At 60.3% G+C, this 12,621-nt stretch carries 11 protein-coding genes and 1 pseudogene; 7 read left to right on the top strand and 5 right to left on the bottom strand.

What is annotated here, in order from left to right:
- Positions 1 to 237: 237 nt before the first annotated feature.
- The 4 genes and pseudogenes from ACK8OE_RS14635 (at position 238) to ACK8OE_RS14620 (ending at position 2,885) form a co-directional block, all read left to right on the top strand.
- Positions 238 to 1,080 (top strand): fumarylacetoacetate hydrolase family protein, encoded by an 843-nt coding sequence (locus ACK8OE_RS14635; RefSeq protein WP_410273126.1) that lies wholly within the window; start codon positions 238 to 240, stop codon positions 1,078 to 1,080.
- A gap of 292 nt (positions 1,081 to 1,372) precedes the next feature.
- On the top strand, positions 1,373 to 2,206 hold the full coding sequence (locus ACK8OE_RS14630; protein WP_410273125.1) for an alpha/beta fold hydrolase: 834 nt from the start codon (positions 1,373 to 1,375) through the stop codon (positions 2,204 to 2,206).
- 114 nt (positions 2,207 to 2,320) lie between these two features.
- A pseudogene (locus ACK8OE_RS14625) lies at positions 2,321 to 2,506 on the top strand (hypothetical protein); the annotation flags it as partial.
- On the top strand, positions 2,499 to 2,885 hold the full coding sequence (locus ACK8OE_RS14620; RefSeq protein ID WP_410273124.1) for a DUF2442 domain-containing protein: 387 nt from the start codon (positions 2,499 to 2,501) through the stop codon (positions 2,883 to 2,885). The pseudogene ACK8OE_RS14625 and the gene ACK8OE_RS14620, both read left to right, overlap by 8 nt.
- On the opposite strand, the gene ACK8OE_RS14615 is transcribed toward ACK8OE_RS14620, so the two are convergent.
- From ACK8OE_RS14615 to ACK8OE_RS14595, 5 genes are all read right to left on the bottom strand, one after another.
- Positions 2,874 to 3,680 (bottom strand): kinase, encoded by an 807-nt coding sequence (locus ACK8OE_RS14615; RefSeq protein WP_410273123.1) that lies wholly within the window; start codon positions 3,678 to 3,680, stop codon positions 2,874 to 2,876. The two genes, ACK8OE_RS14620 and ACK8OE_RS14615, sit on opposite strands and share 12 nt — an antisense overlap.
- Complete coding sequence (locus ACK8OE_RS14610) at positions 3,664 to 4,632, bottom strand: 2-hydroxyacid dehydrogenase (protein WP_410273122.1); 969 nt, start codon at positions 4,630 to 4,632, stop codon at positions 3,664 to 3,666. The genes ACK8OE_RS14615 and ACK8OE_RS14610 overlap by 17 nt, the downstream gene beginning before the upstream one ends.
- 49 nt (positions 4,633 to 4,681) lie before the next feature.
- Positions 4,682 to 5,692: a zinc-binding alcohol dehydrogenase family protein gene (locus ACK8OE_RS14605; RefSeq protein WP_410273121.1), complete on the bottom strand. Its 1,011-nt coding sequence runs from the start codon at positions 5,690 to 5,692 to the stop codon at positions 4,682 to 4,684.
- Positions 5,693 to 5,795: 103 nt separating this feature from the next.
- Complete coding sequence (locus tag ACK8OE_RS14600) at positions 5,796 to 6,704, bottom strand: LysR family transcriptional regulator (protein ID WP_410273120.1); 909 nt, start codon at positions 6,702 to 6,704, stop codon at positions 5,796 to 5,798.
- A 163-nt stretch (positions 6,705 to 6,867) separates the two neighbouring features.
- Complete coding sequence (locus ACK8OE_RS14595; RefSeq protein ID WP_410273119.1) at positions 6,868 to 8,553, bottom strand: methyl-accepting chemotaxis protein; 1,686 nt, start codon at positions 8,551 to 8,553, stop codon at positions 6,868 to 6,870.
- Between the two features lie 292 nt (positions 8,554 to 8,845).
- On the opposite strand from ACK8OE_RS14595, the gene ACK8OE_RS14590 reads away from it, so the two are divergent.
- From ACK8OE_RS14590 to ACK8OE_RS14580, 3 genes are all read left to right on the top strand, one after another.
- Positions 8,846 to 10,081, top strand: coding sequence for an AAA family ATPase (locus ACK8OE_RS14590; protein WP_013481011.1), 1,236 nt, complete (start codon positions 8,846 to 8,848; stop codon positions 10,079 to 10,081).
- A gap of 9 nt (positions 10,082 to 10,090) precedes the next feature.
- A complete protein-coding gene (locus ACK8OE_RS14585) occupies positions 10,091 to 11,173 on the top strand; it encodes a ParB/RepB/Spo0J family partition protein (RefSeq protein ID WP_410273118.1) in 1,083 nt (360 codons plus the stop codon).
- 286 nt (positions 11,174 to 11,459) lie between these two features.
- A complete protein-coding gene (locus ACK8OE_RS14580; protein ID WP_410273117.1) occupies positions 11,460 to 12,563 on the top strand; it encodes a replication initiator protein A in 1,104 nt (367 codons plus the stop codon).
- Positions 12,564 to 12,621 lie beyond the last annotated feature (58 nt).

Here is a 12,621-nt window from a genome sequence, read left to right as displayed (position 1 = left end):
ACTCAAAGAGTTCAAACGCATCGCCATGTGAGCAGACAAAACCGACAACAGCTTCAAGGCTATGATCTATCTCGCAGCCACCGTACCAAACTCAAAATGATTCCCATAAGCGGTAGGGGCCTCAAGACAATTTTATATAAGAAAGAAATTCTGCTGGCGAAAGCATTTCCACTCTTTGCCTGGGAGCGCAAACCCGCTATCCCTGACCCATTGCCTCTGAACAGATAAGGAAACCCTATGAAACTTTTGCGTTTTGGTGAGCCCGGTCAGGAAAAGCCCGGCCTACTGGATAGCGAAGGCCGTATCCGCGACCTGAGCGGCGTTGTCGCCGACATCACCGGTGCCACCTTGTCAGATGAGGCGTTGGCCAAGCTGAAGGCCATCGATCCGGCCTCCCTGCCGCTGGTCGCCGAAGGCGTGCGCTATGGCCCTTGCGTAGCGGGTGTGGGTAAATTCCTGTGCATCGGCCTTAACTATGCCGACCACGCCGCCGAATCGAACCTGCCCATCCCGGAAGAGCCGGTCCTGTTTTCCAAGACGACCTCGTGCATTATCGGGCCCAATGATGAGGTGAAGAAACCGCGCGGTTCGACCAAGCTCGACTGGGAAGTCGAACTCGGCATCGTGATCGGCAAGACGGCTTCTTACGCGACCGAAGCCGAGGCCGAAGCCTGCATCGCCGGCTACTGCACCATCAATGACGTCTCTGAGCGCGCCTTTCAACTGGAACGCGGCGGCACCTGGGACAAGGGCAAGGGCTGCGACACCTTCGGCCCCATCGGCCCGTGGCTGGTGACGCGCGACGAGGTGGCCGACCCGACCAATCTCAAAATGTGGCTGAGCGTCAACGGCAAGACCTATCAGGACGGTTCGACCGCCACCATGATCTTCAAGCCAGCCTTTATCGTTTCTTATGTGTCTCAGTTCATGAGCCTGCATCCGGGCGATGTCATTTCGACCGGTACGCCGCCGGGCGTCGGTCTGGGGCAAAAGCCGCCGGTCTATCTGGAGGTTGGTGACGTGATGGAGCTGGGCATCGAAGGCCTCGGCACCCAAAAGCAGACGGTCATTGCGGCCTGAGTCTAAGCCAATATTTAACGAAGAAGCGTCGGTCCGCTTTAGCGGATCGGCGCTTTTGTTTTTCGCGTAAAAGTTTACAATACCGCCGGGTCACCACACCGCCCCAGTGTTGCGTATTTAACAACGCTTTATTCCAAAAGTTCCGGCTTCTGTAACGACGGCGATCGCGTTATCTCTTCATGCGTCGAATGTAAGCGTCCCGCACAGAACCGAACTCTCTCAAATTTCAGATCTTTTTTGAAAATGGCCTCTTGCCGTGACCGGCGGAGCCTTACCCGAACGGAGCTACACCATGACCAACTTTGTCACCGCCGCCGATGGTACCCAGATCTTCTTCAAGGATTGGGGCCCCAAGTCCGCCCAACCCGTCGTCTTCCACCATGGCTGGCCCCTGTCGTCTGATGACTGGGATACGCAGATGCTCTACTTCCTTGCCAAGGGCTACCGCGTGGTGGCCCATGACCGCCGCGGCCACGGTCGCTCCGAACAGGTCAGCGAAGGGCACAATATCGACACCTATGCCGCCGATGCCCACGCGGTAGCTGAGTATCTTGACCTCAAAAACGCCATCCACATCGGTCACTCGACCGGCGGCGGCGAAGTCGCCCGCTATGTGGCGCGCTACGGCGGCAATGGCCGCGTCGCCAAAGCCATTCTGGTCAGCGCCATTACACCGATCATGCTGAAGACCGAAGCCTTCCCCGGCGGCCTGCCGATTGAGGTGTTTGACGGTCTGCGCGCCCAGACAGCCGCCAGCCGCACGCAGTTTTTCAAAGAGCTGCCCATCCCCTTCTATGGCTTCAACCGTGACGGCGTCGCCCCGATTGATGCCGTGATCGACAACTGGTGGCGTCAGGGCATGATGGGCTCGGCCAAGGCCCATTACGAAGGCATCAAGGCCTTTTCGGAAACCGACCTCAGCGAAGACCTGAAGGCCATCGACGCGCCCGTGCTGATCCTGCACGGCGACGACGACCAGATCGTCCCGGTCAAGGCCTCGGCGCTCGAAGCCATCAAGCTGGTGAAGAACGGCACGCTGAAAATCTATCCCGGCCTGTCGCACGGTATGCTGACCATCAATGCCGACCTGCTGAATGCCGATATGCTGGCCTTTATCGAAGCGTAAGCGGCCTGAAAGCACTAACCTAGACTGCATTCTAGGTTAGTGCTATACAGAGTCATGCCGACGGTGCTCACCCTGCGGAACATCCGCATTGCCATCTAACCGAATGATCACCCGGCGCCTCGTGTCCATGCCCTGAAAGGCAATGAGGCGGAGGCGCGGTTTCGGCTAAATTGCCCGCAAGGTCCTGTGGAACTTTGGGACCACGAAGGATTCAAGCTGAGCGAACTGAACGAGATCGGCGGCCTGGTTGCCCATAATCTCGAAGCGATCTGTGTGAAGTGGAGTGAAATTCATGGCTGAGTTTAAACCGGTCACGGTGCGACAATTCGAACAGACCCGGCGCAAACCGCAAACCACGTTTCGCGCCGAAAGTGCGCGTTACGATGCCCAAAGCGCCCAGCTTGTCGTGCAACTGACCAACGGGGCCTCAGTCGGCTTTCCGCTCAGGGCCATTGCAGGACTTGAGGACGCCACGCCACAGGACCTGACCGCCATTGAGGTGCAAGGACGCGGGTATGGCCTGCACATTCCCTCGCTTGATGCCGATATTTCGGTGTCACGGCTATTTCTAGATGTACTGGGCTCTCACACCATGAGCCGAGCCGAACGCCGCGCCACGGCCAGCCGGGCCAACGGTGCCAAGGGCGGCCGACCCAAGGCGAACATTTCATCTTTGTAGAGCGTTTCGGCCTGAATCCAACCAGATATTCATATTCGCATAACGCGGCATGTCCTCAAGGATATGCCGCGTCAGGCGTTCATAGTGCGCGATAAAGCGCCTCAGCGCCGCCGCGTCCATCAGGCCGGAAGTGTCGCGGCCTTCGGCCTGTAATCTTTGGCGGAGGGCGTCTTCCTGCTGAGTGCGCCAGTCTTGCACCACCTCGAAACCGGGCGCGGCCAGCAGGATCAATCGGTCTATCCTCGCAAAGAGGTCGGCATAGGGTCCGCCCAACTGTTGATTCACATAGGCCCGCCACACCCCATCCGGGTCTTCGTCACGCTCCAGCGCGTTGACCGGCGTGTGTAAGGCGCTTTCGCTTTGAGGGCGCGCGCCGACGCACCAGCCTTCGAACAAAATAACATCCGGCGCGGCGATATACGGCCAGTCGTGACGCGGCACAGGATGATCGGTCGCCTTGTCAAAGCGTGGCAAGGCGGCCCTGTCCCCGGCTTTCAGCGCCTCAAGCACAGACATCCCCAGAGCCACATCGTGCGTACCCGGCACACCGCGCGTGGCAAACAAGGGATGGACCGAAACGGGCCGCTTGTCTGGCGGCAAATACAGGTCATCCAGCGATAGGACGGCGACGCTCAGGCCCCGCTCGGTAAAGTCTTGGCGCACCGCCTCGGCAATGGTTGATTTTCCACAGCCCTGCGCCCCGCACAGGCCGATCAGCCGCACCCCTTCCCTGCACCAGCCGTCGATAGCGTCCACGACCAGACGGGCCGCCGGGAGATCAGGCAAGGGGGTCAATCAGCGGCTCCCCGGCAAAGAAGCGATCGAGATTATAGGCGGCCCGCAGACCCATCTCATCGCGGGTTTCGCGCGTCGCCGAGCCGAGATGCGGCAAGAGGACGACATTATCGAGCGGCAGCAGGTCCGGATGCACCTGCGGTTCGCGCTCATAGACATCCAGCCCGGCGGCCCAGATCGTCCCGGCCTTCAGCGCTGCCGCCAGGTCGGCCTCATGCACGACCGAACCGCGCGCCGTGTTGATCAGAATGGCCGAGGGCTTCATCAGGCCCAGCAAGCGCGCATCGACCAGATGCCGCGTCGCCTCACCGCCCGGCGTATGCAACGACAGCACATCGGCTTCGGCGGACAAAGCCTCAAGCGAGTTCACATAACGCGCCCCAAGCCGTGCCTCGATCTCTGGCGCGACGCGCTGGCGGCTGTGATAGGCAATCTGCATCCCCAACGCTGTTTTCGCCTTACAGGCCGTCGCCTGACCGATCCGCCCAAAACCGACAAGGCCCAGCGTCTTGCCCTTTAAGCCCTGCCCCAAAAACTGCGTCGGCTTCCAGCCGTTCCAGCGCCCGTCACGCAAACCGCGTTCGGCCTCTGACGCCCGCCGACTGGTCATCAGCATCAGCAACAGAGCGATCTCGGCCGTCGCTTCGGTCAGCACATCGGGCGTGTTGGAGACGCGGATTCCCGCCGCCTTCGCCGCGTCAAGGTCGATATGTTCAAACCCCGCGCCGAAATTAGCGATCATGCGCACCCGCGTGCTAGGCCGCAAAATCTCTTTGGTGAGTTTATCCGTCACGGTCGGGCACAGGGCGTCGTAATCGTTCATGGCGGCGATCAGTTGCGCCTGCGTCAAAGGCACACCCGTCTCATTGACCGTCACCTCATAACGGTCTTTCAGATAGGCGAAGGCCCCATCGGGCCATGAACGGGTCAGCAGAATGCGAGGACGGGGCATGAGGACTCCTTGGCGGGAGTCCCTCTTGTCCCCCTCCCCTGCCCTGAAATCAATCGGGAAAACCGCTCAGGACGGTTTTGCCGATGCTGGAACCCGTCTCTATCTGTTCGTGTACGCGGATCAGGTTGGCCGCCGTGATCGGTCCGGCATCCTGCGTCATTGTGGTGCGAATCTCACCGCGATCGACCAGAGCCGACACGGCGGCCAGCAACTGGTGCTGTTCGATCATGTCCGGCGTCTGAAAGGCGGCGCGCGTGAACATAAATTCCCAGCTCAGCGTCACGCTTTTGCGCTTGAACGGTACGATATCGAAGTGCTCCGGATCGTCGATCAGCACAATGTGGCCTTGCGGTTTGATGAGGGTTTTGAGGGCCTCATAATGCCGGTCGCTGGCGGTCAGACTGGCAATAAAATCAACCTCGGTGAGTCCTATGCGCCGCAGCTCGTCGGCCAACGGGAGTCCATGATTGATAACCGCATTAGCCCCCATATTTTCAACCCATTGGACCGTTTCAGGGCGTGACGCGGTGGCGATCACAGTTAGATTTGTCAGGCGTCGCGCCAACTGAATCAATATTGATCCAACGCCCCCGGCGCCACCGATGACCAGCAGGGTTTGCGGGGCCGCCGAGGCGTCGCCTGACACCTTCAAACGCTCAAACAAAATCTCCCAGGCCGTGATGGTCGTCAGCGGAAGGGCGGCCGCTTCGGCAGAGCTCAGGGTCTGCGGTTTGGGGCCGACAAGACGCTCATCGACGGCGTGAAACTGGGCGTTTGTGCCCGGCCGTGTGATGTCGCCGGCGTAAAAGACCGCATCGCCGGGACGGAACAGGGTCACTTCCGAACCCTCCGACTCTACGATCCCCGCCGCATCGAATCCCAGCACGCGCGGCTGATCGTCCGACGGGGTGGCGAAGCGCCTCAACTTGGTGTCGGCGGGGTTAACCGACACCGCTTCGACCCTAACGATCAGATCGCGCGGCCCGGCAATGGGTCTGGGCAGGTCCAGATCACCCAGCACGCTGGCGGGTCCGGTTTCACGATAGCCTATGGCCTTCATCACAGCCTCCTTATTCGGCAAAGGGACGATGACCGCTATCTAATCCATTCACAAAGATACAGAATGGCCAATTCTGTATAATTTTCATTCATAATTGAATGAATCATATATGCGAGGGCACGCTCTCCGTCACATGGTCGATCAGGGCGCGCAGGCGTGCCATGGGTTTGAGATCGGCATGATAGCCGACAAACACCTCGCGACCGGGGGCATCTTCGCCCAGATCGACCGGCACCAGTCCCAAAGGGCGCGCTATCAATGTGGGCAGCACCGCCAGACCGCGCCCGGCGGCGGCGGCCATGGCCTGAAGATCGCGGCTATTGGAGCGAAAGACCGGTCGCGCCTGTGGCAAAAGCCGTTGTAACCAAACGACATCGCTGAGATGGCCCAGCGCTTCGTCCATCAGAATCAACTGATGATTCCCCCCCTCACCCGCTTCCGGCAAGCCATGGCGATTGAGATAGCTGGCCGAGGCATAAAGGCCATAATCGATGCGGGTCAGCTTACGCTGCACGGCATTGCCCTCGGCAAAGCCGCCAAAACGGAACACCAGATCGGCCTCCCTGCGGTCGAGATCAAGCGCGCGCGTATCCACCACGGCCTCGATCACCACCTGCGGGTGGGCAGCCATGAAACCTTCAAACACCGGCATCAAAACGTGATTGAAAAACCACTCGGAAGACGACACGCGGATCACGCCCGACAGGGCCTGCTGCGCGCCACTGAGACGCCGCGACAGTGCCAGCACCTCGTCCTCCATAGCGCGGGCGTGCTCGGCCACCGCCAGCCCCAGCCCCGTCGCCACCAGACCGCGCGTTGTGCGCTGAAACAGGCGCTCGCCAAAGGCCTCCTCCGCCGCCTCCAGACGCCGCCCCATGGTCGGCTGACTGAGATTCAGCGTCTTACCCGCCGCCGACAGCGTGCCTTCGCGATGGATGGCCAACACCAGCCGCAGATCGTCCCACGACAGGTTTTGCGCCATATCCAGTCGATTTTGAATAGAAGCGGCCACGGATAACCTCAAATCTGAAACAATGAATGGAGGTTAGTGGTATCGGCCGGAAACACAAGCCCGCCCAAAAAGGAAGAGACGGCGCAGCCTGTGGGGGCCTGCCACGCCGTCTCTCTGCAATCACGCCCTACTCACGCAACGCGACTGAAGCCTGTAGAGGGGGTTACGCCGCGCGTACCGTGCTCAGGAACTGATCCATTTCCCGACGCAGGCACTCGGCCTGTTGCGCCAGTTCACCCGAAGAACTCAGCACCTGCGCCGCGGCATCGCCCGTCTGACCCGAGGCCTGGGCCACACCAGTGATGTTCAGCGTCACCTCCTGCGTGCCCAGAGAGGCCTGATTGACCGCCTGAATGATCTCCTGCGTGGCGGCGGATTGCTGCTCAACGGCGGCAGAAATCATGGCGTTGGTGTTGTCGATATTCTGGATGGTCGAGGTAATGGTGCGGAAGGCGGTCGCCGCCTTGGACGTGGCCTCCTGAATCTGTCCGATACGAGCGGAGATGTCGGTCGTGGCCTTGGCCGTTTGGCCGGCCAGCGCCTTGACCTCGGAGGCCACGACCGCAAAGCCCTTACCGGCCTCGCCGGCGCGCGCCGACTCGATTGTGGCATTGAGCGCCAGCAGGTTTGTTTGCCCAGCCAGGCCCGCGATCAGATCGACAATACCGTTGATGGAGGCGGCCACTTCGCTCAGCTCGTTGACCACTTCGGCCGCCGAGTCGGCTTGCGCCACCGCCGCCCGCGAGGTCTGGGCCGATGAGGCCACCTGACGGCCGATTTCGCTGACGGATGCGCCCATTTCTTCGGCCGCGGAGGCCACGGAGGTCACATTGGTGCCCGCCTCTTCGGCGGCAGATGATACCGCCACCGACTGCGCCGCGGTTTCCTGAGCCGTGGCGGTCAGTTGCGCCGCCGAGGCCTGCATTTCGGTGGCCGCTGATGATACCATCGAGACGATCTGACCGACCGAGGCTTCGAAATCATCGGCCAGTTTCAGCATGGCGCGGCGGCGCTCTTCTTCGTTGCGGACCCGCATAAGCTCGCTCTCTTCGCGTATCCTTTGCGTTTCTCTTAAGCCGTCACGGAAGATTAGAAGCGTGCGCGCCAGCGCACCGATCTCATTACGCGTTTGAGTATGCGGGATTTCACTATCCAACTTGCCTTCGGAAACCACCTGCATCATGCGTGTGATCTGCGATAGAGGCGCGGTGACGCGCGCCAGTATAAGCCATACACCAGCGCCCGCCAGCCCCAGCGCCGCCAGTTTAGCGGTTATAAGCAGGGTCGTGGCTTCCTGGTTTACCTCTGCGGCGGACTGCCGGCTCTGGGCTGCGCCCTTGCGGTTAATGTCGATCAGGCTGAGCAATTCGTTCGAGAAGGTATCATACCGTGTCTTCATTTCTCCGCGAAACAAATCGGCCGCCTCAACATTACGATTGGCACGCGACAACATGAACAACTGATCATGCAGTTTCAAATATTCGGCAAAATGGCTTTTGAACGATTCGTATGTCTTTCGCTCTTCATCAGAGGAAATCAGCGGCTCGTAGATGGCTTGATTGGCCTGCATCTCCTTAAGAGTAGCGTCAAAGGCCGCCTCGGCCCCGCTCATATCGCTTTCGTTGATCGACATGACGTGCGTGCCCTCCGCGATCCGGAGGTCAGAGGTATTGGTGTTAATAGCATTGACGCGATCAACAGAGGGCAGCCAGTTGTCCCCGAGATTGTTGACGCTCTGATAGGTTTGCCCCAGTTGCACATAGGCTAGGCCACCGATACCGACCATGAGCAGAGTGAGACTGGCCAAAACGCCGATCAGCATGGCCTTCAGTGAAAGCGTGCCTTTCATCTATTCCTCCCTTATGGATCTAACGCTTGTCTTAGCGACGCTTGAGGTTAACAACGCGGCAACCATACACATATCATTGATATTTGATATTCAGGGGAAAGGCTTGCTTAGGGGTTAACGCGCAAAACTTTTCTGAAAACGTTTAAATTCTTATTTCCCCCATAAAAATCCCTTTTATCCACAGCGCGCCACCGTCCTTTAAGGTTAACAAAATATTTACCGCTTGGCCTCATTGAAGCTTTACGGGTACATTTCCGCGAAATTTCATTCATCGGCCATCGGAGGCGTCAAAATGAACGCAAATCATTGGAATAATGAGGGGTTTCATTCCCACCTCGCCGAAGCCGAGCGAATCACCCAACTGGCGCAGGCTGGTGAGCAGATGGTTGAGCGCTTGCGCCGCACCGCCTTCCTGCCCGGTGCGACCAAGGCGCTGAATGTGCGTCTGGGCATCGCCGAAGCGGCGGAATTGCTGGGCTGTTCCACCAACCGCATCCGCATGGCAGAGCAGGATGGCCGCCTGCCTCCGCCGCCTGAAAGCGATACGGGGCGGCGTCTGGGCTATGACATCCCGGCGCTTCTCAATATGCGTCAGGTGCTGGGGGCCTCGCCGCGACGCTCACCCGAAGACCCGCCCGCCATCATTACGGTACAAAATTTCAAAGGTGGCGTCGGCAAATCGACCGTCACCACCCATCTGGCCCACTATCTGGCCGTTCAGGGCTATCGCGTGCTGGTCGTCGATTGCGACAGTCAGGCGACCACCACCACCCTGTTCGGCTTCAATCCGCACTTTGCCATCCGCCGCGAAGAGACGCTCTACCCCTATCTGTCGATCGAGCCGACCGAGGACAGCCTGCACTATGCGGTCAAATCGACCATCTGGCCCAATGTCGATCTGATCCCCTCCAATCTTCAGATGTTCGACGTTGAATACGAGCTGGCGGCGGCCGGTTCCGGCGGCGGCGGGACGCTGGCTTCGCGCTTTCGCAAGCTGAAACAGGGGCTCAATGAGCTGGCACAGGATTATGATGTGGTGCTGCTCGATCCACCCCCGGCGCTCGGCACGATTTCGCTGGCCGTCATGCAGGCGGCCAATGCCCTGCTGGTGCCGCTGGCGGCCACCACGCCCGACTTCTGCTCGACCGTGCAGTTCCTGTCGATGATGTCGCAGGTCATCACCCAGCTTCAGGAGGCCGGCATTCAGGTCGAATACGACTTCTGCCGCCTGATCTGTTCCAAGTTCAATTCCAACGACCCCAGCCACGCCATGATCCAGCGCATCATGGAACAATCTTTCGGTCCGGCCCTGCTACCTATCCCCATACTTGAGTCCGCTGAGATCAGTCATGCGGCGCTGCGCATGATGACCGTCTATGAGCTGGAAAAGCCTGTGGGGACACCGAAAACGCACAAACGCTGCCGCAGCAATATCGACGAAGCGATGGGTCAGATAGAAAAACTTATCCGCCTACGTTGGGGACGGGTGGATAATGAGAAGGGCGCGGCACTGGCCGCCGCCTTGTAAGGAGGTCTTATGTCCAAACGTCAGTCCGACTATCTGTCCGCCCTGCTCAACGACGCCCTGTCTGAAAGCACACCCGGACCGGTGGCCCCCACCCGTCCGGCTCCGGTTGTTCCAACCGCCCCTGCCCCGGCCAGTGTCCGCTCAGCCACCACGCTTCTGGCGCGCGAATCCGCCCTCGCCCGCGTCGCCAATGGCGAGGTGAAGCAGGTCACGCAGTTGCTCCTCGACCCGTCGCGTGTGCGCATCTGGACCGGCAATCCGCGGCATCAGGAATCGCTCACCGAAGCCAATTGCCGCGAGCTGATCGACGCCATTCTGGCCGAGGGTGGCCAAAAGGTTCCCGCCATCGTTCGCCGCGTCGATAACGACCCCGCGCACGATTACGAAGTCATCGCGGGCTCGCGTCGCCACTGGGCGATTTCGTGGCTGCGGGCCAACAACTATCCGGACATGATGTTCCTGGCGCAGGTCTATGCGCTGGACGACGAGTCCGCCTTCCGCATCTCTGACATCGAAAACCGGGCGCGCAAAGACGTCTCGGATTTTGAACGCGCCCGCACCTATCTGGCCGCGCTCGATCAGCACTATGGCGGCAAGCAGGTGCGGATGGCCGAACGCCTGCGTCTGTCGAAGGGCTGGCTGTCGAAAATGCTCAGCGTCGGCGCCCTGCCCGACTGGGCCGTCGCGGCCTTCGCCAGCCCCGCTGATATCCAACTCGCCACCTGCTACCCGCTGGCCCAACGCATTCAGTCGCTGGAAGCCGCCAATGACACCGAGCTTCTGCCGCTGATGAAATACGCCGCCGAAGAGCTGGCGAAATTGCAGGCCAGCTTCCGGGGTGGCCCCAGCCTTCCCGCCGCCGAGGTGGTGCGTCAGTTGATGAGCGTCGATGCGCCGGCCGCTGCCGAAGACCGTAGCCTGCTCACCCTCCCCGCCCCGTCCGGTCGCCCGGCCCTCAGCGTCATGTCGTCCAACCGCAACGGTGTGTCGCTGCGCCTGCACGCCGGGTCTGGCGCCTCGGCGCGCGAACTGACCGAGCTGTTTCGTAAAGCCCTTGAGGCGCTGGACAAGCAGGGCAAGGGGCTGCGGTAAAAAGTTTCTTCGAGGAAACTTTCTCGTTTTGGGGTTTGGGGCCTGTGGCCTCAGGTCCTTTTTCTTAAGGGTTGCGCCTAAGATTGTGGGGCCTGGCGCTCAAGCAGCGAAGCGGTAGCGCACAAAAGAGCCCCCACACCCCATAACGACTGGAGAGAATCGGCGTATGAAAAAGTTTCCTCAAAGAAACTCTCCGGGGTCCGGGCCTTGCGCTCAAGCAGCGAAGCGGTAGCGCACTAAGAAAACCCCGGAGTCTCACCTATCCTTCCTCATCAAAAATGCAGACATGGCTGACAGGATCATGGCCGAAGACAAGTCCGAACAGATTGATCTCTTCCTGCCCTATCTGGCCGATCTGAGCCTGCGCGATCAGCGCGAGATGATGGAGCGGCCCTTCTTCAGTCTGGCCAAATCGAAACGCCTCAAGCCCATCGACTACACCTCGCCCGACGGCAAGGTGTGGGTGCACGTCTCGGCCAATCCTGACTACGGCATGGCGACCATCTGGGACGCCGACATCCTGATCTATTGCGCCAGCGTGCTGAACGACCTCAAGCAACGTCGCGTCAACGACATCCCGCGCACGCTGAAGATCATGCCCTATGACCTGTTGCGCTCCATCGGTCGTCCTATTTCGGGCCGCTCCTATGATCTATTGGGACAGGCGCTCGACCGGCTGCAATCGACGACGGTCAAGACCAATATCCGCTCGGACCTGCGCCGCGAAGCCACCTTCTCCTGGCTCGACAACTGGAGCCAGTTGGTCGATGAAAAGACCGACCGCTCACGCGGGCTCAGCCTGTCACTCTCGAGCTGGTTCTATGAGGGCGTGCTGATGAATGGGGGCGTCCTGTCCATCGACCGCGCCTATTTCGACATCACCGGCGGGCGTGAGCGCTGGCTGTACAAGGTCGCACGCAAACACGCCGGCGGGGCAGGGGAGGGCGGTTTCGCCATCGCCCTGCCGACGCTGTTTGAGAAGTCCGGTGCCGAAGGTCAGTACCGCCGCTTCAAGTTCGAAATCGCCGCCATCGTGCGCCGCAACGACCTGCCGGGCTACGACCTCAGCCTGACCGAAGCCGCCACCTCGCGTGAACCGCTGCTGCACATGGTCCGCCGCGATGTCAGCCCCGCACCCGTCGAAGTGATCAAACCGGCGGCCAAACCCAAGCCCGTCAGCGCCAATGACGAACCGCGCGGCTATATCACCGAGGACACGCTGGAGCACCTGCGCAAACACTATCGCGGCTGGGACTTCCACGCCCTGCACGCCGACTTCCGCGCCTGGCTGAGCGAAAGCGCGGACCGCGCGCCCGACCGTTACCAGAGCGCCTTTATTGGCTTCGTGAAGCGCTATCACGAAAAGAACCGCCATCAGTTGCGGGCGTGAGTTTTGTGAAGAGAAGAGGCAGGGGCAGGAAGGACCCCCCCCCCCCAACAAAAAACAA

The sequence above is a fragment of the Asticcacaulis sp. W401b genome, from assembly GCF_046503825.1.
In the GTDB taxonomy this organism is placed as follows: domain Bacteria; phylum Pseudomonadota; class Alphaproteobacteria; order Caulobacterales; family Caulobacteraceae; genus Asticcacaulis.
Note: the sequence above shows the minus strand (reverse complement) of the source record. Positions and strands in the feature narration are given on the sequence as shown.

Coding starts and splice junctions, on each gene's coding strand:
- ACK8OE_RS14635 (WP_410273126.1), top strand. CDS start 238: ATGAAACTTTTGCGTTTTGGTGAGCCCGGTCAGGAAAAGCCCGGCCTA.
- ACK8OE_RS14630 (WP_410273125.1), top strand. CDS start 1,373: ATGACCAACTTTGTCACCGCCGCCGATGGTACCCAGATCTTCTTCAAG.
- ACK8OE_RS14620 (WP_410273124.1), top strand. CDS start 2,499: ATGGCTGAGTTTAAACCGGTCACGGTGCGACAATTCGAACAGACCCGG.
- ACK8OE_RS14610 (WP_410273122.1), bottom strand. CDS start 4,632: ATGCCCCGTCCTCGCATTCTGCTGACCCGTTCATGGCCCGATGGGGCC.
- ACK8OE_RS14605 (WP_410273121.1), bottom strand. CDS start 5,692: ATGAAGGCCATAGGCTATCGTGAAACCGGACCCGCCAGCGTGCTGGGT.
- ACK8OE_RS14595 (WP_410273119.1), bottom strand. CDS start 8,553: ATGAAAGGCACGCTTTCACTGAAGGCCATGCTGATCGGCGTTTTGGCC.
- ACK8OE_RS14590 (WP_013481011.1), top strand. CDS start 8,846: ATGAACGCAAATCATTGGAATAATGAGGGGTTTCATTCCCACCTCGCC.
- ACK8OE_RS14585 (WP_410273118.1), top strand. CDS start 10,091: ATGTCCAAACGTCAGTCCGACTATCTGTCCGCCCTGCTCAACGACGCC.
- ACK8OE_RS14580 (WP_410273117.1), top strand. CDS start 11,460: ATGGCTGACAGGATCATGGCCGAAGACAAGTCCGAACAGATTGATCTC.